28 protein-coding genes are annotated in these 25694 nt (G+C 72.8%); 19 read left to right on the forward strand and 9 right to left on the reverse strand.

Going from position 1 to position 25694, the window contains the following annotated elements; all coding sequences use genetic code 11:
* The first annotated feature begins 77 nt into the window (after nucleotides 1–77).
* The 3 genes from ABZS80_RS18550 (at nucleotide 78) to ABZS80_RS18560 (ending at nucleotide 2440) form a co-directional block, all read left to right on the forward strand.
* A complete protein-coding gene (locus ABZS80_RS18550) occupies nucleotides 78–383 on the forward strand; it encodes a type II toxin-antitoxin system VapB family antitoxin (protein WP_151464183.1) in 306 nt (101 codons plus the stop codon).
* 31 nt (nucleotides 384–414) lie between these two features.
* A complete protein-coding gene (locus ABZS80_RS18555) occupies nucleotides 415–1575 on the forward strand; it encodes an acyl-CoA dehydrogenase family protein (protein WP_151464182.1) in 1161 nt (386 codons plus the stop codon).
* A gap of 100 nt (nucleotides 1576–1675) precedes the next feature.
* Nucleotides 1676–2440, forward strand: a complete 765-nt coding sequence (locus ABZS80_RS18560) for a DUF4230 domain-containing protein (RefSeq protein ID WP_355057325.1) — start codon at nucleotides 1676–1678, stop codon at nucleotides 2438–2440.
* Between the two features lie 45 nt (nucleotides 2441–2485).
* On the opposite strand, the gene ABZS80_RS18565 is transcribed toward ABZS80_RS18560, so the two are convergent.
* Complete coding sequence (locus ABZS80_RS18565) at nucleotides 2486–2692, reverse strand: PspC domain-containing protein (RefSeq protein WP_151464180.1); 207 nt, start codon at nucleotides 2690–2692, stop codon at nucleotides 2486–2488.
* Nucleotides 2693–3031: 339 nt separating this feature from the next.
* Between ABZS80_RS18565 and ABZS80_RS18570 the strand changes: the two genes are divergently transcribed.
* The 6 genes from ABZS80_RS18570 (at nucleotide 3032) to ABZS80_RS18595 (ending at nucleotide 11622) form a co-directional block, all read left to right on the forward strand.
* Entirely contained in the window at nucleotides 3032–4402 is a 1371-nt protein-coding gene (locus tag ABZS80_RS18570) for an L-serine ammonia-lyase (protein WP_355057326.1), read from the forward strand.
* Between the two features lie 64 nt (nucleotides 4403–4466).
* A complete protein-coding gene (locus ABZS80_RS18575; protein ID WP_355057328.1) occupies nucleotides 4467–5294 on the forward strand; it encodes an ABC transporter permease in 828 nt (275 codons plus the stop codon).
* Nucleotides 5295–6038 (forward strand): ABC transporter ATP-binding protein, encoded by a 744-nt coding sequence (locus ABZS80_RS18580; RefSeq protein ID WP_355057330.1) that lies wholly within the window; start codon nucleotides 5295–5297, stop codon nucleotides 6036–6038.
* A 38-nt stretch (nucleotides 6039–6076) separates the two neighbouring features.
* Nucleotides 6077–7948 carry a DUF5941 domain-containing protein gene (locus ABZS80_RS18585; protein ID WP_355057626.1) on the forward strand — a complete coding sequence of 624 codons (1872 nt, stop codon included), beginning with the start codon at nucleotides 6077–6079 and terminating at the stop codon, nucleotides 7946–7948.
* Nucleotides 7949–7964: 16 nt separating this feature from the next.
* Nucleotides 7965–10157: a bifunctional glycosyltransferase family 2 protein/CDP-glycerol:glycerophosphate glycerophosphotransferase gene (locus ABZS80_RS18590; protein WP_355057332.1), complete on the forward strand. Its 2193-nt coding sequence runs from the start codon at nucleotides 7965–7967 to the stop codon at nucleotides 10155–10157.
* A gap of 157 nt (nucleotides 10158–10314) precedes the next feature.
* Entirely contained in the window at nucleotides 10315–11622 is a 1308-nt protein-coding gene (locus ABZS80_RS18595) for an ABC transporter ATP-binding protein (protein ID WP_355057334.1), read from the forward strand.
* Between the two features lie 59 nt (nucleotides 11623–11681).
* Here ABZS80_RS18595 and ABZS80_RS18600 read toward each other — a convergent pair whose 3' ends face one another.
* A complete protein-coding gene (locus ABZS80_RS18600; protein WP_355057336.1) occupies nucleotides 11682–11999 on the reverse strand; it encodes a hypothetical protein in 318 nt (105 codons plus the stop codon).
* A gap of 270 nt (nucleotides 12000–12269) precedes the next feature.
* On the opposite strand from ABZS80_RS18600, the gene ABZS80_RS18605 reads away from it, so the two are divergent.
* From ABZS80_RS18605 to ABZS80_RS18625, 5 genes are read left to right on the forward strand one after another with little or no spacing between them, the layout of a single operon-like run.
* The gene (locus ABZS80_RS18605; protein WP_355057338.1) at nucleotides 12270–13070 is read left to right on the forward strand and encodes a helix-turn-helix transcriptional regulator; all 801 of its coding nucleotides are present in this window, start codon (nucleotides 12270–12272) and stop codon (nucleotides 13068–13070) included.
* On the forward strand, nucleotides 13061–13276 hold the full coding sequence (locus tag ABZS80_RS18610) for a DUF397 domain-containing protein (protein WP_355057339.1): 216 nt from the start codon (nucleotides 13061–13063) through the stop codon (nucleotides 13274–13276). Before ABZS80_RS18605 ends, ABZS80_RS18610 begins: the two co-directional genes overlap by 10 nt.
* A 9-nt stretch (nucleotides 13277–13285) precedes the next feature.
* On the forward strand, nucleotides 13286–13753 hold the full coding sequence (locus ABZS80_RS18615) for a DUF4442 domain-containing protein (RefSeq protein WP_355057341.1): 468 nt from the start codon (nucleotides 13286–13288) through the stop codon (nucleotides 13751–13753).
* Nucleotides 13754–13800: 47 nt separating this feature from the next.
* The gene (locus ABZS80_RS18620) at nucleotides 13801–14550 is read left to right on the forward strand and encodes a beta-phosphoglucomutase family hydrolase (RefSeq protein ID WP_355057343.1); all 750 of its coding nucleotides are present in this window, start codon (nucleotides 13801–13803) and stop codon (nucleotides 14548–14550) included.
* Nucleotides 14547–16919: a glycosyl hydrolase family 65 protein gene (locus tag ABZS80_RS18625; protein WP_355057345.1), complete on the forward strand. Its 2373-nt coding sequence runs from the start codon at nucleotides 14547–14549 to the stop codon at nucleotides 16917–16919. The genes ABZS80_RS18620 and ABZS80_RS18625 overlap by 4 nt, the downstream gene beginning before the upstream one ends.
* Before the next feature lie 49 nt (nucleotides 16920–16968).
* Here the strand turns inward: ABZS80_RS18625 and ABZS80_RS18630 are convergent, their stop codons facing one another.
* The 3 genes from ABZS80_RS18630 to ABZS80_RS18640 all read right to left on the reverse strand — a co-directional run bounded on the left by ABZS80_RS18630 (nucleotide 16969) and on the right by ABZS80_RS18640 (nucleotide 17919).
* A complete protein-coding gene (locus ABZS80_RS18630; RefSeq protein WP_262283215.1) occupies nucleotides 16969–17148 on the reverse strand; it encodes a hypothetical protein in 180 nt (59 codons plus the stop codon).
* 61 nt (nucleotides 17149–17209) lie between these two features.
* Nucleotides 17210–17557 (reverse strand): thioredoxin, encoded by a 348-nt coding sequence (gene trxA, locus ABZS80_RS18635; RefSeq protein ID WP_355057347.1) that lies wholly within the window; start codon nucleotides 17555–17557, stop codon nucleotides 17210–17212.
* Nucleotides 17527–17919: a MerR family transcriptional regulator gene (locus ABZS80_RS18640; protein WP_355057349.1), complete on the reverse strand. Its 393-nt coding sequence runs from the start codon at nucleotides 17917–17919 to the stop codon at nucleotides 17527–17529. The genes trxA and ABZS80_RS18640 overlap by 31 nt, the downstream gene beginning before the upstream one ends.
* 129 nt (nucleotides 17920–18048) lie before the next feature.
* Here ABZS80_RS18640 and ABZS80_RS18645 point away from each other — a divergent pair, with 129 nt between their 5' ends.
* Nucleotides 18049–18711 (forward strand): dienelactone hydrolase family protein, encoded by a 663-nt coding sequence (locus ABZS80_RS18645; protein WP_355057351.1) that lies wholly within the window; start codon nucleotides 18049–18051, stop codon nucleotides 18709–18711.
* A gap of 33 nt (nucleotides 18712–18744) precedes the next feature.
* On the opposite strand, the gene ABZS80_RS18650 is transcribed toward ABZS80_RS18645, so the two are convergent.
* The gene (locus ABZS80_RS18650) at nucleotides 18745–19848 is read right to left on the reverse strand and encodes an AI-2E family transporter (RefSeq protein ID WP_355057353.1); all 1104 of its coding nucleotides are present in this window, start codon (nucleotides 19846–19848) and stop codon (nucleotides 18745–18747) included.
* A 129-nt stretch (nucleotides 19849–19977) separates the two neighbouring features.
* Here ABZS80_RS18650 and ABZS80_RS18655 point away from each other — a divergent pair, with 129 nt between their 5' ends.
* The 3 genes from ABZS80_RS18655 to ABZS80_RS18665 all read left to right on the forward strand — a co-directional run bounded on the left by ABZS80_RS18655 (nucleotide 19978) and on the right by ABZS80_RS18665 (nucleotide 21802).
* Nucleotides 19978–20160: an antitoxin gene (locus ABZS80_RS18655; RefSeq protein WP_313723353.1), complete on the forward strand. Its 183-nt coding sequence runs from the start codon at nucleotides 19978–19980 to the stop codon at nucleotides 20158–20160.
* 182 nt (nucleotides 20161–20342) lie between these two features.
* A complete protein-coding gene (locus ABZS80_RS18660) occupies nucleotides 20343–21572 on the forward strand; it encodes a cytochrome P450 (RefSeq protein WP_355057355.1) in 1230 nt (409 codons plus the stop codon).
* Nucleotides 21569–21802 carry a ferredoxin gene (locus ABZS80_RS18665; RefSeq protein ID WP_151462480.1) on the forward strand — a complete coding sequence of 78 codons (234 nt, stop codon included), beginning with the start codon at nucleotides 21569–21571 and terminating at the stop codon, nucleotides 21800–21802. The genes ABZS80_RS18660 and ABZS80_RS18665 overlap by 4 nt, the downstream gene beginning before the upstream one ends.
* 4 nt (nucleotides 21803–21806) lie before the next feature.
* Here the strand turns inward: ABZS80_RS18665 and ABZS80_RS18670 are convergent, their stop codons facing one another.
* Together ABZS80_RS18670 and ABZS80_RS18675 are read right to left on the reverse strand one after the other, a co-directional pair.
* On the reverse strand, nucleotides 21807–22709 hold the full coding sequence (locus ABZS80_RS18670; protein ID WP_355057357.1) for an SMP-30/gluconolactonase/LRE family protein: 903 nt from the start codon (nucleotides 22707–22709) through the stop codon (nucleotides 21807–21809).
* Between the two features lie 121 nt (nucleotides 22710–22830).
* Nucleotides 22831–23424: a hemerythrin domain-containing protein gene (locus tag ABZS80_RS18675; RefSeq protein ID WP_355057359.1), complete on the reverse strand. Its 594-nt coding sequence runs from the start codon at nucleotides 23422–23424 to the stop codon at nucleotides 22831–22833.
* 205 nt (nucleotides 23425–23629) lie between these two features.
* Between ABZS80_RS18675 and ABZS80_RS18680 the strand changes: the two genes are divergently transcribed.
* Nucleotides 23630–24892, forward strand: coding sequence for an alkaline phosphatase (locus ABZS80_RS18680; protein ID WP_355057361.1), 1263 nt, complete (start codon nucleotides 23630–23632; stop codon nucleotides 24890–24892).
* A 51-nt stretch (nucleotides 24893–24943) separates the two neighbouring features.
* Here ABZS80_RS18680 and ABZS80_RS18685 read toward each other — a convergent pair whose 3' ends face one another.
* Nucleotides 24944–25618 (reverse strand): HAD-IA family hydrolase, encoded by a 675-nt coding sequence (locus ABZS80_RS18685; RefSeq protein WP_355057363.1) that lies wholly within the window; start codon nucleotides 25616–25618, stop codon nucleotides 24944–24946.
* Between the last annotated feature and the right edge of the window lie 76 nt (nucleotides 25619–25694).

The raw sequence follows: 25694 nt of genomic DNA on the forward strand, positions 1-25694 counted from the left end.
GAGGAAAACGCGGTGTGGCGGGTGCGGCTAGGCTGGCATCGACATCATCAGCCCGGCCGGGGGGAGGGGAGCGTGCCGTGATCTTCAGGGCGGTCCGGGACGGGCGTCCCTACCCGGAGCACAACCTCACGCTCAAGCAGTGGGCCGAGATCCCGCCGCGCCCGCTGCGGCTGGACCAGCTCATCACTACCAAGCGGGAGCTGGCGCTCGACAAGCTCCTCGCCGAGGACTCCACCTTCTACGGCGACCTCTTCCCGCACGTGGTGCAGTGGAACGGCGGCCTCTACCTGGAGGACGGCCTGCACCGGGCACTGCGCGCGGCGCTCCAGCAGCGCAACCAGATCCACGCCCGGGTGCTGGTGCTGGGCGGTCAGCCCGAGTGACGCGCCCCTGAGTCTTCGTTAAGGTGACGCCATGACCCCTCTCGACCTGCTGGACATCGACGCGTCGCTGGGCGAGGAGGAGCGGCAGATCCGCGCCGTGGTGCGCCAGCTCGTCGACGACCGGGTCCGCCCGCACGTCGCCGGCTGGTACGAGGACGGCCACGTCCCGGCCCGCGAGCTGGCCCGCGAGTTCGGCAAGCTCGGCCTGCTCGGCATGCACCTCACCGGCTACGGCTGCGCCGGCGCGTCGGCCGTCGCGTACGGGCTGGCGTGCCTGGAGCTGGAGGCGGGCGACTCCGGCCTCCGCTCGCTGGTCTCGGTGCAGGGTTCGCTGGCCATGTACGCCATCTGGCGCTACGGCAGCGAGGAGCAGAAGCAGCGGTGGCTGCCCGCCATGGCGAGCGGTGAGGCGATCGGCTGCTTCGGGCTGACCGAGCCGGACCACGGCTCCGACCCGGCCTCGATGGCCACCCGCGCCCGCCGCGACGGCGACGACTGGATCCTCACCGGCAGCAAGATGTGGATCACCAACGCGCCGATCGCCGACGTCGGGGTGATCTGGGCCCGCACCGACGAGGGTGTGCGCGGCTTCGCCGTACCCATGGACACGCCCGGGGTGACGGCGCGGGAGATCCGGCACAAGATGTCGCTGCGCGCGTCGCTGACCGGCGAGATCGCCCTCGACGACGTGCGGCTGCCGGCGGACGCCCGGCTGCCCGAGGCAATCGGGCTCAAGGCGCCGCTGAGCTGCCTCACCGAGGCCCGGCACGGCATCGTCTGGGGCGCGCTCGGCGCGGCGCGGGACTGCCTGGAGACGGCGCTGTCCTACGCGACCACCCGCACCCAGTTCGGCCGGCCGCTGGCCGGCTTCCAGCTCACCCAGGCCAAGCTCGCCGACATGGCCGTCGAGTGGAACAAGGGGCTGCTGCTGGCCCTGCACTTGGGGCGGCTGGCCGACGCCGGGAGGCTGCGCCCCGACCAGGTCAGCGTGGGCAAGCTGAACAACGTCCGGGAGGCCCTGGCCATCGCCCGGGAGTGCCGGACCATCCTGGGCGCGAACGGGGTCTCGGGTGAATACCCGGTCATGCGGCACGCCAACAACCTGGAGAGCGTGCTGACCTACGAGGGCACCTCGGAGATCCACCAGCTGGTCATCGGGCAGCGGCTGACCGGGCTTTCCGCGTTCGCCTGAGCTGCGGATTCACCCGATCGGGTCGCTCGGCGAGCGACTGTCGCACGGTGGCCGTACCGTCATTCTCAGTGGATGTGTCTGACGAGGACGGTGAGGGGCGATGGCCCGCGACGGTGACATCAACGAGCCCACCAGGGAGTTCCCGGAATACCCGACCGGCGAGTCCCTCCGGGCCCGGTCGGACGTGCCGTCCGACCCGCGGCCCGGTGCCCCGGCGTCGTCCGGCGGCCCGGTGCGCGGCCTGCTCTGGGTGCTCGGCGCGGCCGCGCTGGCCGTGGTGGTGCTGCTCGGCGTGCAGGCGACCGGCCTGCTGCCGGAGTTCCGCAACCCGTTCGCCAAGGAGCAGACCGACCGCAGCCAGCCGCCGCTGCTCAAGTCGATCCGTGACCTGAGCCGCTACGTGGCCGCCGAGGGCAACTTCCAGGTGGTCGTCGACGTGCAGAAGGACCGGCGCAACGTGCCCGACTTCCTGCTCAACGAGCGCACGCTCTTCGTCGGGGCCGGCCGCATCGAGGCGTACGTCGACTTCGCGAAGATCGCCGACGGGGCCGTGGTGGTCTCCGACGACGGCAAGTCCGTGGAGATCAAGCTGCCCGCACCGCAGCTCGGCGAGACCGACCTCGACATGGACAAGAGCTACGTCTTCGCCGAGCAGCGCGGCCTGATCAACCGGCTGAACGACCTGGTCGGCGGCGACCCCAACCGGCAGCAGCAGGTCTACCAGCTCGCCGAGGACCGGATCACCGCGGCGGCCCGCGACAGCGGGCTCACCGCCCGGGCCGAGGAGAACACCCGCAAGATGCTGGAGGGGCTGCTCCGCTCCCTCGGCTACCAGAAGGTGACCGTCACCTACACGGCGCCCTGACGCCGGCGGCGCCCGCCCCGGGTGGTCCCGGGGCGGGCGGCACGGTCAGTGACGGGCGGCCAGGTAGCGGTCCTCGTTCGGCATGAGGACCCACAGGATCAGGTAGACGATCACCTGCGTGCCGGGCAGCAGCAGCGACAGCAGGAACAGCAGCCGGACCATGCCGGCCGACATGCCGAACCGCTGGGCCAGGCCGGCGCAGACGCCGGCGAACACGCGCCCCTGGCGGGGCCGGACCAGTTTGCGACTCATCGTCGAACTCCCACTTCTGCGGCGATCCGCCGCGCTGATTCCACGGTAGGAACGGACGCGCCTCCCGCCCTCGGTCCCGAGGAGGATCGGCGACCCGGGAACCCGTAGGTGCTTTACCCCCGCGGACCCCCGCCGACGCGCCCGGGTCGTGACGGCAGGGAGACGGGTGGAGGCGCAGGCTGGGGGCGTGCCCGGGCACGGGCGGGAGGTGTCGGGGGCGGGTAGGCTCGCCGGTCGGGCGCCCACACCCCGGGTGCCGCCCGCCGCCTCCCGCACCGGGAAGCGGCACACACCGGGCCGGACCCGCACGACGGGGACGACGGCGAGGAAAGTGCAGCCATGATCAGTGTTTTCGACCTCTTCAGCGTCGGCATCGGGCCGTCCAGCTCGCACACCGTGGGGCCGATGCGGGCCGCGCGGACGTTCGTGGCCGGTCTCAAGGCCGACGGCCAGCTCGCCGACGTCGTGCGGGTGCAGGCCGAGCTGTTCGGTTCGCTGGGCGCCACCGGCCACGGCCACGGCAGCGACCGCGCCGTGCTGCTCGGGCTGGAGGGGGAGGTCCCGGAGACGGTCGACACCGACACGGTCGGGCCGCGGGTGGAGCGGATCCGCGCGCAGCGGCGGCTCAGCCTCATGGGCAGCCAGGAGATCGACTTCGACCCGGACCGGGACCTGGTGCTGCACCGCCGCCGCTCCCTGCCGTACCACCCGAACGGGATGACCTTCGCGGCCTTCGACGCGGCGGGGCAGCAGGTGCGGTCGCGCACCTACTACTCCGTCGGCGGCGGGTTCGTGGTCGACGAGGCCGCCGCCGGGGCGGACCGGATCAAGCCGGACAGCACCCGGGTCCGCCACCCCTTCCTCACCGGCGCGGAGCTGCTGTCGGTGACCACCGCCACCGGTCTGTCGATCAGCGAGGTGATGCTCGCCAACGAGCTGTCCTGGCGCAGCGAGGCCGACGTCCGGGCCGGGCTGCTGGAGATCTGGCGGGTGATGCAGGAGTGCGTGGAGAACGGCTGCGCCCACGACGGCGTGCTGCCGGGCGGGCTGAAGGTGCGCCGCCGGGCGGCCGAGCTGCGCCGCAGCCTGGAGGCGGAGGGCGACGCCACCGACCCGCTGCACGCCATGGACTGGGTCACCCTCTTCGCGCTCGCGGTCAACGAGGAGAACGCGGCCGGCGGGCGCGTGGTCACCGCGCCGACCAACGGGGCCGCCGGGATCATCCCGGCCGTCCTGCACTACTACACCCGGTTCGTGCCGGGCGCCGACGAGGAGGGCGTGATCCGCTTCCTCCTCGCGGCCGGCGCGATCGGCGTGCTGTTCAAGGAGAACGCCTCGATCTCCGGGGCCGAGGTCGGCTGCCAGGGCGAGGTCGGCTCGGCCTGCTCGATGGCGGCCGCCGGGCTGGCCGAGGCGCTGGGCGGCACGCCCGAGCAGGTGGAGAACGCGGCCGAGATCGGCATGGAGCACAACCTCGGGCTCACCTGCGACCCGGTGGGCGGCCTGGTGCAGATCCCGTGCATCGAGCGGAACGCGGTGGCCAGCATCAAGGCGATCACCGCGGCCCGGCTGGCGCTGCGCGGCGACGGGGTGCACGCCGTGTCGCTCGACAAGGTCATCAAGACCATGCGGGAGACCGGCGCCGACATGAAGATCAAGTACAAGGAGACGGCGCGGGGCGGCCTCGCGGTCAACGTCATCGAGTGTTGACCCCGAAGGGGTGACCCGGCGCGTCCGTACGGCGGGCCGGGACGCTCCGGGCGAGGATGGGACGGTGACGTCCGGCGTCGCCGCGCTCTGGTCCGCCCGCACCTCGCTGCGCATCCTGGTCCGGCGTGATCTCGCGGTGAAATACCAGCAGTCCGTGCTGGGCTACCTCTGGTCGCTCATCGAGCCCCTCGGCATGGGCCTGATCTACTGGTTCGTCTTCGGCGTGCTCTATTCCGGCGCCACCCGGCGGCACCTGGGCGACGCGGCCGGGTCGTACCCGCTGTTCCTCATCACCGGGATCTTCGCGTGGATGTGGGCCAGCTCGGCGCTGACCGAGGCGGCCAACGCGCTGACCGGGCAGGCCCGGCTGATCACCACGATGAACCTGCCCCGGCAGGTCTTCCCGATCGGCCGGGTCACCGGCCGGTTCGCCGAGTACGCCGCCGGGCTGCCCATCCTGGCCGCCATCGCGGCCCTCTACGTGGCCCACGGCCGGATCCACCTCGGCTGGACGCTGCTGGCCCTGCCGCTGGCCGTGGCGGTGCAGTTCGTCCTGCTCGTGGGGCTCGCGCTGCTGCTCTCGGCGGGCAACGTGCTGATGCGCGACATCGAGCGCATCATGCGGCTGATCATCCGGGTGCTCTTCTACGCCACCCCGATCATCTACCCGCTGAACCTGGTGCGGGACTCGGGCATGCCGGGCTGGCTGAAGGTCGCGTACGAGCTGAACCCGCTGGTCGGGATCTTCCAGCTGCACCACGCCATCTGGTATCCGGACGAGTTCCCCGACGCCCGGCTGCTCACCGTCACCGTGGCGGGCAGCCTGCTGGTGTTCGCGGTCGGCTGGTGGTCGTTCCGCCGCCTCGAACCGGCCGTGCTCAAGGAACTGTGAATGGCGGCGATCATCGAGGCGGACGGCCTCGGCATCCGGTTCGTCCGCAACCGCCGCCGGCAGCTCCGGCTGCGGGAACTGCTCATCCACCGCGGCTCCCGCGACCCGGACGCGGGCCGGTTCTGGCCGCTGCGGGACGTGTCGTTCCGGATCGAGCCGGGCGAGACGGTCGGCGTGGTCGGGCGTAACGGCACCGGCAAGAGCACGCTGCTGCGGCTGATCGCCGGGGTGCTGATCCCCGACGAGGGCGCGATCCGGGTGCACGGCCGGGTGGCGCCGCTGCTGGAACTCTCCGCGGGCTTCTCCGGTGACCTGACCGGCCGGGAGAACCTCTACCTGGTGGGCGGGCTGCACGGGTTGCCGTCGGCGTACCTGCGGCGGCACTTCGACGAGATCGTCTCGTTCGCGGGTGAGCAGGTGGAACGCGCCATCGACACCTCGGTCCGGCACTACTCGTCGGGCATGAAGGTGCGGCTGGGCTTCGCGGTGATCGCCCACCTGCCGCACCCCGTGCTGCTGGTGGACGAGGTGACCGCGGTCGGGGACGCCGAGTTCCGTGCGAAGTGCTATGCGACCATCGAGCGACTTCTCGCGGAAGGGCGCACGCTGGTGCTGGTGTCACACAACGAAAAGGACCTCACCCGGTTCTGTCGTCGGGGGCTCTACCTCGACGCCGGGCGGCTGACCGTCGACGGGACGATCGACGAGGCGCTGCGGGCGTACGCCGGCGCGACGCAGCGGTGACGCTCGCGATCGTGCTCGCCGCCGGGCCGGCGGCGGGCCTGACCACCGACGCCGGGGAGCGCCTGGCCGATCGGCTCGCCGGGCAGTGGCGCCGGGCCGGTGCGGACGAGGTGCGGGTGGTCGACGACCTGTCCGAGCTGGCCGACCTGGTGGCCGCCGCCACGGGGCCGGTGCTGGTCAGCGGGGCCGACCTGGTGGCGCACACCGCCGTACTCAGGCATCTGGCCACCAGCCCGGTCGGGCCGACGGTGGCCCTGGTGCTGACCGATACGCCGGCCGCCGGGCAGGTGACCGTCCGCGAGGAGCGCGGCCAGGTGGTGGCCGTGGGCGACCCGGCGGGCGCCACGGGCGTGTTCGGCGGGGCGCTGCGGGTCGGCCCGGCCGACCTGCCGGCCCTCGCCGCCGCCGCCCGCACGGCGGCCGGGGGCGGCGTCGACCGCCTCTTCGCCGACCTGGCCGGTTGCGGCACGCTGACCTTCGCCCACCGGGTCCGCCTGCTCGTGGCGCACCGGGTCGGCGACCCGGCGGAACTGGCCGCGGCGCAGGCCGCCGTGGCGGCGGTCGACGAGGACCGGGCCGAGCTGCGGCTGTCGGTGAAGGAGCGGGACGACTTCTTCACCACGTTCTTCGTGAGCACCTGGTCCCCGTACGTGGTGAAGGTGGCCGCCCGGATCGGCCTGGGCCCGACCGGGGTCACCATGATCTCGGTGGCCTTCGCGGTGGCCGCGGCCGTGCTGTTCGGCGCCGGCGGGCGGCCCGCGCTGGTGGCCGGCGCGGTCCTGCTCTACCTGGGCTTCGTGCTGGACTGCGTGGACGGCCAACTGGCCCGGTACACCCGGCACTTCAGCGCCTGGGGCGGCTGGCTCGACACGATGGCCGACCGGGCCAAGGAATACCTGGTCTACGCCGGTCTCGGCTACGGCGCCACGCACGCCGGCTTCCGCTACGGCTGGGCTCTGGCGATCGCCGCCATGACCCTCCAGACCGTGCGCCACATGACCGACACCTGGTACGGGGTGCTGCACGACGAGGCGGCCCGCCGCCCCCGCGCGGCCACCGGGGACGCGGGTGGCATCGGCGGCAAGCTGAACGCCGCCTCGACGAAGGTGCAGGCGGACACCGGCTCGGTGTCCTACTGGCTGAAGCGGACGGTGGTCTTCCCGATCGGCGAGCGGTGGGCGCTCATGGCGGTGGCCGCCGCGCTGTTCGGGCCGTTGGTGGCGCTCTGCGCCGTGCTGGTGTGGGGGGTGCTGGCGTTCGCGTACACCGGGGCCCTGCGCACCCTGCGCGCGCGGTGGATGCGGGTGCCGGTCATGAGCACCGTCGACACGGGCCTGCACCGCGACGACGGGTTCCTGGCCCGGACGCTGCCCGCCGCCCGGCAGCCGCTGGCGCTGGCGGCGCTCGGCACGCTGGGCGCGGCGGCGCTGCTGGTCGTCGCGCTGCGGGTGGTGCACGCGGGCGCGGACCTGAGCGCCTGGGTGGTGCCGCTCGGCCTGCTGGTGCTGCTGGGCGGGGCGCTGGGCGCGCGGGCGGCGCACGACGGGCCGCTGGACTGGCTGGTCCCGGCGGCGCTGCGGGCCGGCGAGTTTCTCTTCGCGATCGCCGTCGGGGTGGCCGGGCGGGTGCCGCCGTGGCTCATCTTCGGGTACGTCTTCGTGCTGACCCTGCACCACTACGACCTGACCGCGCGGCTGGAGAAGCGGCAGGCCGCACCGCCGCTGCACGCCGCCGCGCTGGGCTGGGAGGGGCGTTCGGCGCTGCTGACCATCGGGTCAATCGCCGGAATTGCGAGCATCGCTCTAGCTACACTCGGTGCGTACCTTCTCGTGGTTTTTGTCGCGAGCGTGGTCCTCGCCTGGGTGGTCCTGCCGGCCCGCGCCCGTGGGGGTGACCGCTCGCCGGGCTGACGGAGGGCCGGCCGGGATGACCCTGATCAGCTTCGTCGTACCGGCCTTCAAGGTGCAGGGCTACCTCCGGGAGTGTCTCGACTCGATCCTCGACCAGCCGTTCGAGGACGTCGAGGTGATCGGGATCGACGACGCCTCCCCGGACGACAGCGGCGAGATCCTGGACGAGTACGCGGCCCGCGACCCCCGGGTCCACCCGGTCCGGCTCACCGAGAACGTCGGGCTCGGTCCGGCCCGCAACATCGGGCTGGACCGGGCCGTCGGCGACTACGTCTGGTTCGTCGACGGCGACGACTGGCTGGTCCCCGGTTGCCTGCCGCACGTGGCCGACCGGCTCCACGCCACCCGACCGGACGTGCTGATCGTCGACCACATCCGGGCGCACTGGAACAACGTCGGCACGCGCAGCGCCATGCGGGACGTGTTCCCGGAGTCGCCCGGCGAGGCGACCTTCCGGCTGCGGGAGCGGCCGGAGACCCTGCGGCTGCTGCACACCGCCTGGAACCGGCTGGTCCGCCGGGAGTTCCTGGTCGAGCAGGGGCTGCGCTTCGCACCCGGCTGGTACGAGGACGTCTCGTTCAGCTATCCCGTGCTGATGACCGCCGAGCGGATCGGTGTGCTGGACCGGGTCTGCCTCAACTACCGGCAGCGCCGCACCGGGGCGATCACCCGGACGCGGGGCGACCGGCACTTCGAGGTCTTCGCCCAGTGGCACCGGGTGTTCCGGCTGATGGACCAGTGGGGGCCGGCGGTGGTGGACGGGCTGCGTCCGGCCGTCTTCGAGCGGATGATCTGGCACTACCTGACCGTGCTGGGCAACGGCGAGCGGATCGCCCCCGAGCTGCGGCCGCCGTTCTTCGAACAGATCCACGCCGACCACGCCCGGTTCCTGCCGCCCGAGGGCTACCCGGTCCCGCCCGGCCTGGAAGGGGTGAAGCACCGGCTCGTGGCGGCCGGGCGGTGGCGGACGTTCAGCGCGCTCCGGGCCGCCCACCAGGCCGAGGAGCGGGCCCGGCGCTCGGCCCGGCGGGTCAAGCGGCGGGTGCTGCCGGTGGCCCGGCGCAACGCCCGCCGGGCCCGGGACGCGGCGTTGCGCGAGTACTACCGGGCCGAGTTGCACCGCCCGCTCGACCCGACGCTCGCCGTCTACGCGTCGTACTGGTACCGGGGCTACTCCTGCAACCCGGCCGCCATCTACACGGCCGCCCGCCGGCTCGCCCCGCAGGTGCGCGGCGTCTGGATCGTCCGCCGGGACCGGGTGGCCGGGCTGCCGCCGGGCGTCGAGTACGTGGTGGCCGGCACGCCCGACTACTACCGCGTGCTGGCCCGGGCCCGCTGGCTGGTCAACAACGTCAACTTCCCGGACTTCGTCCGCAAGCGACCCGGCTCGGTGCACGTCCAGACCCACCACGGCACACCGGTCAAGGTGATGGGGCTGGACCAGCAGCGCTATCCGGTCGGCGCGATGGGCATGAACTTCGCGAACCTGCTGCGCCGGGTGGACCGCTGGGACTACAGCGTCAGCTCGAACAGCTTCTCCACCCAGATGTGGGAGCGGGCCTACCCGGCCGACTACGCCACGCTGGAGGTCGGCTACCCGCGCAACGACCGGCTGGCGCTGGCCACCGCCGAGGAGTGCCGCCAGGCCCGCGCGGGGCTGGGCATCGGCCCCGACGAGTACGTGGTGCTCTACGCGCCCACGCACCGGGAGCACCTGCCGGGCTGGCGGCCGCCGTTCGACCCGGACCGGCTGCGTGCGGTGCTCGGCCCGGCCGGGCGGCTGCTGATGCGCAGCCACTACTTCCACGATCGGGAGCGGCAGTTGCGCGGCGCGTCCGACGGCGCCGTGCTGGACGTGAGCGGATACGACCGGGTCGAGGATCTGTACCTCGCCGCGGACGTGCTGGTCACCGACTATTCGTCGGCGATGTTCGACTACGGGGTGCTCGACCGGCCGATTGTGGTCTACGCGCCGGACTGGGATGCCTACCGGGTAGCCCGGGGCGTCTACTTCGACCTGCTGGCCGAGCCGCCGGGCGCGGTCGCCGTCGACTTTCCCGGGCTGCTCGACGTCTTCCGCAGCGGCGCGGTGCGCGGCGCGGCCGCCGAGCAGGCCCGGGAGCGGTTCCGGGCCCGGTTCTGCGCATTGGAGGACGGGCACGCCGCCGAGCGGGTGGTCCGCCGGGTCTTTCTGGGCGAACCGGCCTGAAAAGGCGTTACTGAGCGGTCGCTTTACTGATGGAAGGCCGCCAATCTCGTTAATGGTTCTTTCACGAGTCGAACATGGCACGTTTACCCGATGCGCGGGCGGCATGATCCTGGCCACAGTCATTCCCGGGTTCGGCCGAGAACTGGGGAGGCAGACGGTGACCACCGTCGCGCTCAAGGATGTCACCAAGGTGTTCCAGGACGGGACAATCGCGGTCGACACCATCAATCTGGACGTCAACGACGGCGAGTTCATGGTGCTGCTCGGCCCCTCGGGCTGCGGCAAGTCCACCGTGCTGCGGATGGTCGCCGGGCTGGAGGATCCCACCTCGGGCGCCGTGATGCTCGGCGGCGAGGTGGCCAACGACCTGCCGCCCCGGGAGCGGAAGATCGCCATGGTCTTCCAGGACTTCGCGCTCTACCCGCACATGACCGTCGGCGACAACATCGGCTTCCCCCTCCGGCTCTCCGGCGTCGAGCCCGGGCCGCGCGGCGAGCGGATCCAGGACGTGGCGGGCGCGCTGGGCATCGGCGACGTGCTGGCGCGCAAGCCCAGCCAGCTCTCCGGCGGCCAGCGGCAGCGGGTGGCCATGGGGCGGGCCATAGTGCGCCGGCCAGGCCTGTTCCTCATGGACGAGCCCCTCTCCAACCTGGACAGCGGCCTCCGCGCCGAGCTGCGCGCCGAGATCTCCGGACTGACCCGCGAGCTGGGCGTCACCACCATCTACGTCACGCACGACCAGGCCGAGGCCCTCACCATGGCCGACCGGGTCGCCATCATGCGCAAGGGGGTGCTCCAGGACGTGGGCACCCCCACCCAGGTGTACGGGCGCCCCGCCACCCTCTACGTCGCCGCCTTCCTCGGCAGCCCGCGGATGAACCTGCTGGAGGCGTCGGTCTACGTCCACCTCGACCGGTACGTCACGCTGAACCTCGGCGAGCAGTCGCTCTACCTGCCGTGGGACGACATCCGCAGCCGGGCCGTGGCCCACTACCACGGCGAGCGGATCGTGGTCGGCATGCGGGCCGAGGCCCTCACCCCGGTCGCCCCGGACACCGCCGGTGACGTGCTGCACGGCCGGATCCGCTACCTGGAGCACCACGGCCACGAGTCCCTGGCCTTCCTCGACATCGGCGCCACGGCCATCGTGGTCGACGAGATGGGCAGCCGGCCCGAGGACAGCGCCCCCGGCCAGCGCGGCCTGCGCCGGTTCGGTCAGGTCATGCAGCGGCTCGCCGGCCGGCCGGCGGACGCACCCGTCTCCGCCGCGCCGAGCGGCAGCGGGAACCGCACCAGCGTGCTCCCCGACCTGGGCCGGCACCACCGCCGTCCCGCGGAGCTGGCCGTGCGGCTGGCCCCGTACCCGCAGGTGTCGGCCGGGCACCCGCTCGCCGTCCAGGTGCGGATGGACGCGCTGCATTTCTTCGACGAGCGCGGTGACCGGATCGACGTCGGCTGGCGCTGAGGTGCAAGGAAGGGCCCCCTCTTAACGCATTCGGTAGAGAAGGGGACCCCGCTTAACAGCTACGGCGGGTTGACGACCGGCCGGCGGTAGGGGCCCCAGGCCACGAACCGGCGGAACAGGTCGGCCGGCGCCGGGCCGTCGTCCGGATTCAGGCGGTAGAGGTCACGGGCCGCCTCGTGGAGCAGCCCGCACAGGTAGAGCGAGAGGCCGATCTGGTCGTCCGCGTACTCGGCCTTGAGCAGCAGGCGTGCCTGTGCGCAGGGCCACGGCTGCCCGCAGGCCCGGCAGCACCACACGGGCCGCAGCGGCGTGTGCGGCGGGGCATGTGACGGGTACGCCCTCGGCCGCTCGCCAACCGTTCCGTCCGTTGTGGTCACTTCGTTCGAGATCTTGGTACCGGGTGGCCCCTCAAGGGGCCGTTTGCCACCAAGATCTGCTTGCCGTGGTGGGTGCATGGCGCCTCGCTTCGTTGGGGTGGGCCCGCCCCGGCTCGGGGGATGGGGCGGGCCCCGGAGCGGGCCCTTGACGGGTACGGGGCGGCTCCGCTGGGTGACAGTCTGGTCACCGTGGGGCTAGGGTCGGAAGCCGTTCCGTCCCCACCAGCCCGGCCGTGCGATCGGCCACCCCCGTTGTGCAGAGGTGTGCAGATGAGCCGGATGCCGATGCTGGAACTGTTCGCCGGCGAGCTGCGCCGGCTGCGCGGCGACGCCGGGCTGTCCCAGGAGGCGTTGGGCGAGCGGGTCAACTACTCGGCCTCGCTGGTGGCGGCCGTGGAGCAGTGCCGCCGCCCGCCCCGGGAGGAGTTCGCCCAGCGCTGCGACGAGGCGCTGCGGGCCGGTGGCCTGCTGGTGCGCATCCGGGACACCCTGGTCCGCGAGAGCCTGATGCCGTGGTTCCGCGAATGGGTGAGCGTCGAGCAGGAGGCGACGACGCTGCGGAGCTTTGAGCCGCTGGTCGTGCCCGGCTTGCTGCAGACGGAGGCATACGCCCGGTCGCTGCACGAGGGTGCGAGCCCGCTCGTGGGCGACGAGATGGAGCAGCAGGTGGTCGCCCGGTTGGCACGCCAGGCTGTGCTGCACCGGCCGAGCCCGCCGCAGCTCGTGGCGGTGTTCGACTACACCGTGTTGGAGCGCCCGGTTGGCGGCCCGGAGGTGATGCGAGAGCAGTTGCGGCACCTGGTCGAAGTGGGCCGCCGGCCGCGAATCCACCTCCACCTGGTGCCGGGTGGTGTCGGTGCCTACCCAGGGTTGAACGGGGCGTTCGTGCTCGCCACCCCGCCCGATGGCGACGATGTGGGCTACCTGGATAACCAGTTGCAGGGCCACATCGTCGAGCGGACAGTCGACGTAAACTCCCTGCGGCAGATCTGGGAGTCCGTGCGCGCGGAAGCCATGCCGCACGGAGCCACCCTGGCGGCGATCTCGGAGGCGGCAGAGCGATGGACCTGACCGGCGCGATCTGGCGCAAGAGCACCCGTAGCAGCGGCAACTCCGGCAACTGCGTCGAGGTCGCAGACAACCTGCCCGGCGTGGTGGCCGTGCGGGACAGCAAGGACCGGCGCGGCCCGGTGCTGACCTTCACGCCGCTGAGCTGGGCCGCTTTCGTCGGGCAAGCCCGCCGATCGGCCCTTGCCCAGCAAGTTACTCACGAGTAGCGTCTGGGCATGTCCATCGACTCTCGCCAGGTCGCGGCCGGTCTGCTGGAGGCCGTGCCGTTCGCCCGCACGCTCGGTATCGAATTCGTCGAGGTCGCCCCCGAGGCCGAGGGCGGTGTCCGGGCCGTGGTCCGGCTCCCCGACGTCCCGGAGCACCACAACCACGTCGGCGGCCCGCACGCCGGCGCCATGTTCACCCTCGGGGAGACCGCCTCCGGTGCCGTGGTGCTCGCCGCGTTCGGGCAGGTGCTCGACCGGGCCGTACCCCTCGCCGTGACCGCCACCATCCGCTACCAGAAGGTCGCCCTGGGGCCGGTGCTGGCCACCGCGCGGCTGGGGCGCACCCCGGCCGAGGTGCTCGCCGAGCTGGACGCCGGGCAGCGGCCGGAGTTCCCGGTCGAGGTGGAGATCGGCACCGAGGACGGCACCGTGACCTCGGCGCTCACCGTGATCTGGACACTTCGCCCGAACCGCTGAGGTCCGAATCGGGTTTGCCCGGCCGGTGCCCTGGATAGATTCAGGCAATGCTGGGCCTACCCGCGCAGGTGACCGCCTGTCTCTTCGACCTGGACGGTGTGCTCACGCAGACCGCCAAGGTGCACAACGCCGCCTGGACCGAGACGTTCAACGCGTTCCTGAAGGCGCGCGCGGCGGCCACCGGCGAGCCGTTCCGCCCGTTCGACCCCGGCCCGGACTACAACCGGTACGTGGACGGAAAGCCGCGGGCCGACGGGGTGCGCTCCTTCCTGGCCTCGCGCGGGATCACCCTGCCCGAGGGGTCGCCGGACGACCCGCCCGAGGCGGACACCGTCAACGGGGTGGGCAACCGGAAGAACGTCATCCTGCTCAAGCGGATCCACACCGACGGCGTCGAGGTCTACGAGGGCTCGGTGCGCTACCTGGAGGCGGCCGTGACCGCCGGGCTGCGCCGGGCCGTGGTCTCGGCCAGCGCCAACTGCCGGGACGTGGTCGCCGCCGCCGGGCTGGAGCCGCTGTTGGAGGCCCGGGTGGACGGGCTGGTCGCCCGCGAGCGCGGGCTGCGCGGCAAGCCGCACCCGGACACCTTCCTCGCCGGTGCGCAACTGCTCGGCGTGGAGCCGGCGAACGCGGCCGTCTTCGAGGACGCGCTGGCCGGCGTCGCCGCCGGGAAGGCCGGCGGCTTCGGGTACGTGGTCGGCGTCGACCGGGTCGGCCAGGCCGACGACCTGCGTGCCCACGGCGCCGACGTGGTGGTCACCGACCTGTCGGAACTGCTGACCGGGGCCCACGCGTGATCCGGGAACGGGCGTACCCGGTCGAGCCGTGGCACGTCCGGGAGACCCGGCTCGACATGGACGTGCTGGCCCAGTCCGAGTCGGTCTTCGCGCTCTCCAACGGTCACGTCGGGCTGCGCGGCAACCTCGACGAGGGCGAGCCGCACGGCCTGCCCGGCACCTACCTCAACTCCTTCTACGAGCTGCGGCCCCTGCCCTACGCGGAGGCCGGCTTCGGCTTCCCCGAGTCCGGGCAGTCCGTCGTCAACGTCACCAACGGCAAGCTGCTCCGGCTGCTGGTCGACGACGAGCCGCTCGACGTCCGGTACGGCGAACTCATCTCCCACGAGCGGGTCCTCGACCTGCGCGCCGGCACCCTGCACCGCGAGCTGCACTGGCGCTCGCCCGCCGGCCGGGACGTGAAGGTCCGCAGCACCCGGCTGGTGTCCTTCACCCAGCGGGCGGTGGCCGCGATCCACTACGAGGTCGAGGCGCTGGACGGGCCGCTGCGGCTCATTGTCCAGTCCGAGCTGGTGGCCAACGAGACCCTGCCGCCGCAGAGCAAGGATCCCCGCGTCGCCGCCGTACTCGAATCGCCGTTGCAGGCGGAGGAGGAGCTGACCACCGACGACGGTGGCCTGCTCATCCACCGCACCAAGGTCAGCGGGCTGCGGGTCGCCGCGGCCATGGCCCACGACGTGGACGCCCCGGAGCGGGTCACCCTCGAGTCCGAGGGCTACGAGGACTGGGTGCGCACCACCATCGGCTGCGTGCTCAAGCCCGGCCAGACGCTGCGGGTGGTCAAGTACCTGACGTACGGCTGGTCCAGTCGGCGGTCGCTGCCGGCGCTGCGCGACCAGGTCGGTGCGGCGCTGGCCGCGGCCCGGCTGGACGGCTGGGACGGGCTGCGCCGGGAGCAGCGCGAATACCTCGACGAGTTCTGGGATGCCGCCGACGTGCGGGTGGAGGGTGACCCGGAGGTGCAGCAGGCGGTCCGGTTCGGGCTGTTCCACGTGCTCCAGGCCGGCGCCCGCGCGGAACGCCGGCCCATCGCCGCCAAGGGCCTCACCGGCCCGGGGTACGACGGGCACGCCTTCTGGGACACCGAGATGTTCGTGCTGCCGGTGCTCACCTACACGCAGCCGGGTGCGGTGCGGGACGCGCTGCAGTGGCGCTACTCGACCCTCGCCCAAGCGCAGGAGCGGGCCCGGACGTTGAACCTGGCCGGGGCCGCCTTCCCCTGGCGGACCATCGAGGGGGCCGAGTCGTCGGCGTACTGGCCGGCCGGGACCGCCGCGTTCCACATCGCCGCCGACGTGGCCGACGCGCTGCGCCGCTACGTGCTGGTCACCGGCGACCGGGCGCTGGAAGAGGAGATCGGGCTCGAACTGCTGGTCGAGACGGCGCGGCTGTGGCGCTCGCTCGGCCACCACGACCGCACCGGCCGGTTCCACATCGACGGGGTGACCGGCCCGGACGAGTACACCGCCGTGAAGAACGACAACGTCTACACCAACCTCATGGCACAGCGGAACCTGCTCACCGCGGCCGACTGCGCGATGCGCCACCGCGACCAGGCCCAGGACCTCGGCGTCACGGAGGAGGAGGCGGCCGCCTGGCGGGACGCGGCCCACGCCATGCACATCCCGTACGACCCGGAGTTCGGGGTGCACGGGCAGGTCGAGGGCTTCACCCGGTTGCAGGAGTGGGACTTCGAGCACACGCCGCCGGAGAAGTACCCGCTGCTGCTGCACTACCCGTACTTCGACCTGTACCGGAAGCAGGTCGTCAAGCAGGCGGACCTGGTGCTCGCCATGCACTGGCGCGGCGACGCGTTCAGCGACGCGGAGAAGGTGCGGAACTTCCTCTACTACGAGCGGCGCACCGTGCGGGACTCCTCGCTGAGCGCCTGCACGCAGGCCGTCATGGCGGTCGAGGTGGGTCACCCCGAGCTGGCCCACCGCTACCTGCGCGAGGCCGCGCTCATGGACCTGCACGACCTCAACGAGAACACCCGGGACGGCGTGCACATGGCCTCGCTGGCCGGGGCCTGGATCGCCCTCGTCGCCGGCTTCGGCGGCCTGCGCGACCACGACGGGACGCTCTCCTTCTCGCCCCGACTCTCCAGCCGGCTGAGCCGGCTGGAGTTCTCCCTCCAGTGGCAGTCCCTGCGGCTGCGGGTCGACGTCCGGCCGCACCAGACGACGTACTCGCTGCGCAACGGCGGGTCCGACACCGTGCTGGAGCTGCGGCACCACGGCGAGCCGCTGCGGGTCACCGCCGCCCAGCCGGTCACCGTGCCGGTGCCGCCGGCGCACCCCCCGGGGCCGCAGCCGGAACAGCCGCCGGGCCGGGCGCCGCTGCTGCACCTGCCCGAGAACATGGCCTGAGCGAAGCCCCGCCCCGCGTGTGCGCGGGCCGGGGCTTCGTCGGCGTACCTCAGAACTGGCGGCCGTTGGACGGCCGGCCGCCGGCGTCGCGCGGCGCCGTCGCCCGCGCGTCGTCGGCGGTGCGTGCCACGGAGGCGCGGTCCGCCCAGTCCGGCGAGCCCTTCAGCTCCTGTTTGCGGTTTTCCTGATCGGTGAGTTCCTGCTCTCGGGACCTGTCCTGTTTCGCCATGACGAGCCTCGCGATCCGTCGGGGTCCGTGGTCACCCCGCGCCTTCCCGATTCCGGCGGGCTCAACCGTCCAGGTGCCGGGCGAAGCTCAGCCGCAGGTGGTTCTTGGGCCGGGCGCCGACGATCGAACCGACCACCTGACCGTCCCGGAACACGAGCATCGTCGGCATCGACATCACCTGGTACGCCCGCGTGCTCTGCGGGTTCTCGTCCGAGTTCACGGTGACGAAGCGCAGCGCGTCGCCGAACTCCTCGGCCAGCTCCGCCAGGTGCCGGGAGACCGGGCGGCAGGGCGGGCACCACTCCGCCCAGAAGTCGACCACCACCGGCCGGTCGGCGGCCAGCACGGTGGCCGCGAAGGTGTCGTCGGTGACCGCGGTCAGTCGGCCCTGGTGCGTGTCCTGAGGCATGTTTCCTCCCGATGGGCGATCGCGCGGGCGAGCTGGTCGTGCAGCTGGTGACGGACCTCGCCGAGCCGGTCGAGGTAGTCGTCCACCTCGGCGAGCTTGCGCCGCAGCACGGCCACGGAGTCGGGGCACACGTCGCCGGAGCTGTTGCCGGCCCGCAGGCAGGCCACGAACGGCCGGATGTCGTCCAGCCCGAAGCCGACGGCCAGCAGCGCCCGGATCTCGTGCACGACGCGCAGCTCCGCCTCGTCGTAGATCCGGTAGCCGTTCGCCGACCGGCGCGGGCACACCAGCCCGTGGGACTCGTAGTAGCGCAGGGTCCGGGTGCTGGTCCCGGCCCGCTCGGCCAACTCACCGATCCGCATCCCACCCACCCCGACCTGCTGCTCGCCCCCTGACCGCCCTCACGCTAAACCTTGCCGCCGACGTCAAGGCAACCTCCGGAGGTGAGGTCGGGGTGGGTGGGGGTATGCGGCGGGTGGGAGGTGTGGGGTATGGGGGATGCGCGTGAGGTGAGCGTGCCCGTGGTGGACGGCGGCCTGGCCGCTGACGTGATCGTGCCGTCGGGGGCCGTGGGGGTGGTGTTGTTCGCGCACGGGAGCGGCAGTTCGCGGCACAGCCCGCGCAACGTGGCGGTGGCGCACGAGTTCAACGGGCGGGCGCTGGGCACCGTGCTGGTCGACCTGTTGACCCCGGAGGAGGACGAGCGGGACGCGGTCACCGCCGAGCTGCGCTTCGACATCGGGATGCTCGCCGAGCGGCTGGCCGCGATCGTGGACTGGATGGCCGGCGAGCCGACCCTGGGCCGGCTGCCCATCGGGCTGTTCGGGGCGAGCACCGGAGCGGCCGCCGCCCTGGTCGCCGCGGCCGCCAGGCCGGACCAGGTGGGTGCCGTGGTCTCCCGTGGCGGCCGCCCGGACCTGGCCGGCAGCTCGCTCTCGGCGGTACGCGCCCCGACGCTGCTGATCGTCGGTGGGCTGGACGAGGAGGTGATCGTCCTCAACGAGCAGGCCGCGGCGGAGCTGGGCGACGTCGCCGAGCTGCGGATCGTGCCCGGGGCCACCCACCTGTTCGAGGAGCCGGGCACCCTGGAGCAGGTGGCCGACCAGGCCGGGACCTGGTTCACCACCCACCTGCGCCAGCCACACCCGGCCTGAGCGGGCCGGAGCCGGGCCGGTCGGTCGCGCGGGTCAGTCGGGCCGGGCGGCTCGGTGGCGTTGCACGGTGTCCAGCACCCGCCAGGTGACCGCGGCGATCGGCACCGAGACGAACGCGCCCGCGATGCCGGCGATCAGCGTGCCGGCCGTGACCACCACCAGGATGACCGCCGGGTGGAGCTGGACCTGCCGTTTCATCACCAGCGGCTCCAGCAGGTTGCCCTCGATCTGCTGCACGGCGATCACCGCGGCCAGGGTCAGCAGGGCGGTGGTGGGGCCGTTGGCGGCCAGGGCGACCAGCACCGCGATCGCGCCGGCCACGGTGGCGCCGATGATCGGCACGAAACCGCCGAGGAAGGTGATCAGCGCGAGGGGCAGGGCCAGCGGGACGCGCAGCACCACCAGCGCCAGCCCGATGCCGATCGCGTCGATGGCCGCGATGATCATCGTGCCGCGGCTGTACGCGCTCAGCGTCCGCCACCCGGCCCGGCCCGCCTCGGCGGTCACGTCGCGGCGTGGGCCGGTCATCCGGCGCAGCACCCAGTGCCACATCGACCGGCCGTCCTTGAGCAGGAAGAAGAGCAGCACCAGGCCGAGCAGGATCGAGCCGGCCACCTCGGCGGCCGTCCGGGCCCCCGCGACCGGGTCGGGGGCGCTGCCGCTCAACCCCTCCCGGATCTGCGTGATCTGGCGGTCGAGCTGTTCGTCGGTGACCGGCAGGCTGGAGGTGACGAAGTCGCGGCTGCGCTCCAGGCCCTGGTCGAGTTGCTGGCTCAGCTCGCCGAACTGGCTCGCGGTCAGGTTCCCCACCAGCGCACCGACGCCGAACAGGACGCCGAGCAGCAGCAGGACGCTGAGCAGGGCGGCCAGCGCCCGCGGCACCCGGAGCCGGCGCAGCCCGAGCAGCACGGGGTCGAGCAGCGCGGTGAGGAAGAGCGTGCCGGCCAGCGCGACGGCCAGCGGGGCCAGCAGCACCGCGATCTTCCCGAGCAGCCAGAGTGCGGCGACCACCACCACGAGACAGGCGCTCCAGGTGACCGCCGTCCGTACCGGCCACGGCAGCCCGGCCCAGGTCTGCCGTGGGCCCGCCGCCCTGCTCCGCGCCGCCGGTTCCGGCGTCCCCGCGTCCTCGTCCACGTCGCCTCCTCGATCGTGGCCGTTGGTACCCGACGCACGCGGATCCGACACCCGGGCGCCTTCGGGACGCGGCGTGTTTGTGCCGCCGGCCCCAGGGAAGGCATTCACGGTATCGAAGGGAGAACCGACATGAGCGACTTCATGGACAAGGCCAAGGACTTCGCCGACAAGCACGACAAGCAGGTCGACCAGGGGATCGAAAAGGGCGGCGACATGGCCGACAAGCGAACCCAGGGCAAGTACGACGAGAAGATCGACAAGGGCGTCGACATGGCGCAGCAGCGGACCGGCGAGGGCGACACCGGCCGCTGACCGCGATCCGATCCCGGGCCGTCCCGCACGGCGGCCCGGGATCGTCGTGTCGAAACCGGAACGACCCTCTGGTTTCCATCGACCGTTCTCGCTACCATGCGCAGTCGGGGCATGACTCAGCGTCGAGTCGTGCGGAGCCGACCGCACCGCCCGCGGTGCCGTGGACGAGAGCGAGCCAGCCGGTGACCGACACTTCCCAGGCGACCATCCCGCAGCGCTACCCGTTCAACGCCCCTGTCCGGCTCGACCTGGACGCCCGCTACGCCGAGCTGCGCGAGCAGCCGCTGGTCCGGGTCCAACTGCCCTACGGCGAGCCCGCCTGGCTGGCCACCCGGTACGCCGACGTGAAGACGGTGCTCGGCGACCCCCGGTTCAGCCGGGCCGCGTCGGTCGGGCGCGACGAACCCCGCAACACCCCGCGCCAGCAGGAGACCGGCATCCTCTCGATGGACCCGCCGGAGCACACCCGGCTGCGCCGGCTCGTGGCGAAGGCGTTCACCGCGCGCCGGGTCGAGGAGCTGCGGCCGCGCACCCGGGCGGTGGCCGACGAACTGGTCGACGGGCTGCTCGCCGCCGGGCCGCCCGCCGACCTGGTGGCGCACCTGGCCACGCCGCTGCCCATCCGGGTGATCTGCGAGCTGCTCGGCGTGCCCGTGTCCGATCAGGACAAGTTCCACACCTGGTCCGAGGCGATCGTCTCGACCACGTCGCTGGAGCCGGGGCTGGCCCAGCACTACCTCGACAACCTGCTCGCCTACATGGGCGCGCTGGTCGCCCGGCGCCGGGTCGAACCCGCCGACGACCTGCTCAGCGCCATGGTCCGGGCCCGCGACGAGAACGCCGACCGGCTCACCGAGCAGGAGATGGTCATCCTCGCCGCCGGGCTGCTCGCCGCCGGCCACGAGACCACCGTGACCCAGATCCCCAACATGGTGTACGTCCTGCTCACCACCCCCGGCGCCTGGGACACCCTGCGGGACCGGCCGGAGCTGGTGCCGGCCGCCGTCGAGGAGCTGATGCGGTTCATCCCGCTCGGCGCCACGGCGGCCTTCCCCCGCTACGCCACCGAGGACATCGAGCTGGGCGGGGTGCTGGTCCGGGCCGGTGAGCCGGTCGTGGTCAACATCGCGGCGGCCAACCGGGACGACACCGTCTTCGCCGACGCCGACCGGCTCGACCTGACCCGCGAGGTCAATCCGCACCTCGGCTTCGGGCACGGCGTGCACCACTGCGTCGGCGCTCAGCTCGCCCGCATGGAGCTGCGGGTGGTGCTGGAGACCCTGCTCGACCGGGCGCCGGGGCTCCGGCTGGCCGTGCCCGTGGAGGAGCTGACCTGGAAGAGCGGCCTGCTGGTGCGGGGCCTGCTGGCCATGCCGGTGGCCTGGGGAACCGGGCCGGGGGAGGACGGGTGAGCGGAGTGAGCGAGTGGCGGCTGCACGTCGACCCGACCCGGTGCATCGGGTCGGGGATCTGCGCCGGGGTGGCGCCGGGGCACTTCGTGCTGGTCGACGGGCTGTCCCGGCCGGTGGCCGAGCGGATCGCCGCCGACGAGTCGGTGCTGGACGCGGCGGAGTCCTGCCCGCTGGAGGCGATCGTCGTCTCCGAGGTGGACAGCCTCCGGCGGATCGCCCCGGAGGGCTGACCGGTCACCAGCCGGGGTAGCGCGCGCCGTTCACGTTGACCCGCAGGCTGAACAGCGAGCTGGAGGCGCAGATGTAGAGCTGGTTGCGCTTCGGGCCGCCGAAGGTGAAGTTCGCAACCACCTCCGGCAGGTGCAGCTTGCCGAGCAGCGTGCCGTCCGGGTCGAAGCAGTGCAGCCCGTCGTGCGCCGCCGCCCAGACCCGGCCGGCGTCGTCGAGGCGTACGCCGTCGAAGGAGCCGGCGTCACAGGTGGCGAAGACCTCGCCGCCGCGCAGCGCGCCGCCCCCGGTCACCGTGAACCGGCGCAGGTGCTTCGCCCGGGTGTCGACCACGTAGAGCAGGGACTCGTCGGGGTTGAACGCCAGCCCGTTCGGCTGCCCGAAGTCGTCGGCGACCAGGCGCACCTCGCCGTCGTGCGGGTCGACCCGGTAGACGTGGTTGCCGCCGATCTCGCTCTCGGCCCGGTGGCCCTCGTAGTCGCTGTCGATGCCGTAACTGGGGTCGGTGAACCAGATCGAGCCGTCGGAGTGCTCGACCACGTCGTTGGGGCTGTTCAACCGCTTGCCGTGCCAGCGCTCGGCGAGCACCGTGTCGGTGCCGTCGACCTCGGTCCGGGTGACCCGCCGGGCGCCCTGCTCGCAGCTCACCAGCCGCCCCCGCCGGTCGACGGTGTGCCCGTTGGCGTAGCCGGCCGGCTGGCGGAACACCCCGACCGCGCCGGTGGTCTCGTCCCAGCGCAGCAGCCGGTCGTTGGGGATGTCGCTGAAGACCAGGTGACGCCCGGCGGGGAACCAGGCCGGGCCCTCCAGCCAGCGGCCACCGGTCCAGAGGCACTCCGTCCACTCGTCGCCGTTGACCCGGCGGAACCGCTCGTCCCGCACCTCGAACCGCGTCCTGAACCGATCCACGCCGACCGCCTCCGCCCGTGACTGACGTCCGGCCTGACGCTAACAAGCCGCACGGGCAGGTCTGGTGCCGGAGCGGCGGCCATGCCCCCCGTGCCGGGAGCGTGGCCGCCGCGACCGGTGGTCAGGACTTCTCGCGCAGCTCCCGCATCGAGGTGGGCCGGCCGCTGAGCGCGTCGCGCATCCGGTCGACCAGGCCGGCGCCCGGGGCGAGCAGCTTGTTCGCCGGCGGGTGGTCCGGCGCGGCCGGGTGCGGCCGGGTCGGCGCCGACTTCTTCGCCGCCTCCACCTTGCCGGCCAGCTCGACCAGTTCCTCCCTCGCCCAGGCCGCGCGCAACCGGGGGAAGAGTTCGTTCTCCTCGTCGCGCACGTGGTGCCTGATCGTCGCCGTGAGGTGGGCCAGCAGCTCGTCGAAGCGCGGGTCGGAGGGGTCCACCGACTCCAGTTCCTTCATGGTCCGCTCGGCGTCGGCGTGCTCGGAGATCTCGTGCTCGGCGAGCTGGTCGCCGTCGGGAAGCGCCTTGCGGGCGGCCGGGTAGACGTGGGCCTCCTCGGCCACCGCGTGCCGGACCAGCTCCGCGATCATCACGTCGGCGAGCTGCCGGCGGTGCTCGGGGGTGCCCTGCCGGCTCTCCAGCTCGACGAAGATCGCCTCGACCTCGTGGTGGTCCGTCATCAGGACGTCGACGACGTCCCGCTCCGTCTCTACGTCGGTCATCTCAACAGCCCCTTACCGGTGGGTTGCGGAACGGCTCGTCTGGCCACTACCCCCGGGCGAACGGTCCAACCAGGCAACTGCCGTTGCCCCGGGCGACAAGAGTCCCGGCAACGGCCGCCCTCCGTTAATCTGACGGCCAACTGCCCGGCCGGTGGCTGCGGTTGCGTGATGGCTGCCCAGCGTTCCATCCGCCAGGAGGACACCCGTGACTTTCCGTTCCAGCCGCTGGCTGCTCGCCCCCGTCGTCGCGGGGGTGGTGGCCGCCGCCGGACTGAGCCTGGCCAACCCGATCACCGACGCCGACGCCGGCGCGGCGAAGGGCAAGGCCCGCAACGTCATCTTCATCAACGGCGACGGCATGTCCGCCGCCCAGCGCGAGGCGGCCCGCCTCTACCTGGCCGGGCTCGACGGCCAGCTCACCATGGACAAGCTGCCGTACTCCGGCCAGCTCACCACCAGCCCGCACGACCCGAAGACGCCGATCACCGACTCGGCCGCGGCGGCCACCGCCTGGGCCACCGGCGAGAAGACCTACAACGGCGCGATCAGCGTCGACGTGGACGGCAACCCGCTGCCCACCCTCGGCGCGCAGGCCAAGGCGGCCGGCAAGTCCACCGGCCTGGTCACCACGGCCCAGGTCACCGACGCCAGCCCGGCCGCGTTCTTCGCCAACACCGCCGACCGCGGCGCGCAGGACGAGATCGCCCGGCAGTACCTGGACGTCACCCGGCCGGACGTGATCCTCGGCGGTGGCGAGGACTGGTGGCTGCCGGCCGGCAACGGCGGCGCGTACCCGGACAAGCCGGCCGAGGACCCCTCCGAGGCCAGCAAGGGCACCAAGGGCGACCTGATCGCCAAGGCCAAGGCCAAGGGCTACCGGTACGTCTCCACCGCGGCGCAGCTCCAAGCCGCCAAGGGCGGCAAGCTGCTCGGTCTCTTCGGCAACGAGGAGCTGTTCCAGCAGCGGGCCGAGGGCCAGGGCGACGTCTACGCCCCGCCGGCCAGCCTGGCCACGATGACCGAGAAGGCGCTCTCGACGTTGTCGACGAACAAGAAGGGCTTCTTCCTCCTCGTCGAGGAGGAGGGCATCGACGAGTTCGCCCACGACAACAACGGCACCCGGATGCTCCAGGCGCTCGGCGAGCTGGAGAAGGCCGTGGCGGTCGCCCGCAACTTCGCGGCCACCCACCCGGACACCCTCGTTGTGGTGACCGGCGACCACGAGTGCGGCGGCCTGACCGTCGAGGACACCGCGACCTCCGACGAGTCCGGTGACGGCATCTCGGCCGAGGACGGGCCGTTCCCGATCAAGGGCAGCAGCCAGACCTTCAACCTGGACTGGACGACCAGCGGTCACACCGGCGCCGACGTGCCGGTGACCGCGTACGGGCCGCTGGCCGAGCAGTTCACCGGCAAGCACCCGAACACCCACGTGCACGACGTGCTGTCCCAGATCCTCACCCGCTGACCTCCGGCTCCCGACGCCCTCCCGTCCCCGTGGCGGGAGGGCGCCGCCGGGTCAGCGCCCCCGAGCCGGCTCGCGCAGCAGGTCGGGCAGCTCGCCGAGCGCGGTGAGCGCCCGGCCGGCCCAGGCCGGGTCGCTGTCGTTGTGCTCGGTGGTCCGGACCACCGTCATGCCGACCGCCGCGGCGCCGGCCAACTCGCCGTCGGCGCCGTCGCCGACGAAGACGCAGTCGGCCGGCTCGAAGCCGAGGCGTTCGGCCGCCAGCCGGTAGATCGCCGGGTCGGGCTTGGCCAGGCGCACGTCGCAGGAGAAGACCGCCACGTCGAAGCGGCGGGCCACCCCGGTCGACGGCCACGCCTCGGCGGTTTCCGCGGTGGCGTTGCTGACCAGCCCGATCGGGTGGCCGTCGGCGCGCAGCGCGTCCAGCACCGCGACGGTCGACGGCGGGACGCGGGCCAGCAGCCGCCGGGCCAGTGCGCGGCGGTGCGCCGCCGCCCGGGCCACCTGCTCCTCGGTGGGCGCGCCGCCGAGCCGCCGGGCCAGGACGCGGACTGTCTCCGCCGCGTCCCAATGGGTCATCCGGTCCCGCCAGGTGGCGTGGTACGCCTCGACCAGCGCGGCCGGCTCCACCCCCACCATGAGCGCCATCTCACCGACCACCCGGTCCCGCTCGGGGTCCCCGCCGGGCACCAGGGTGTGGAACAGGTCGAAGATCACCGGTCGCGGCACGGTCAGACTCTAGCGGGACCGTCCGGGGCCGGGGACGCAGAGGGCCGGCCTCCCGCTCGGGGAGACCGGCCCTCGC

This window comes from Micromonospora sp. NPDC005305, from assembly GCF_040607315.1.
Taxonomy (GTDB): domain Bacteria; phylum Actinomycetota; class Actinomycetes; order Mycobacteriales; family Micromonosporaceae; genus Micromonospora.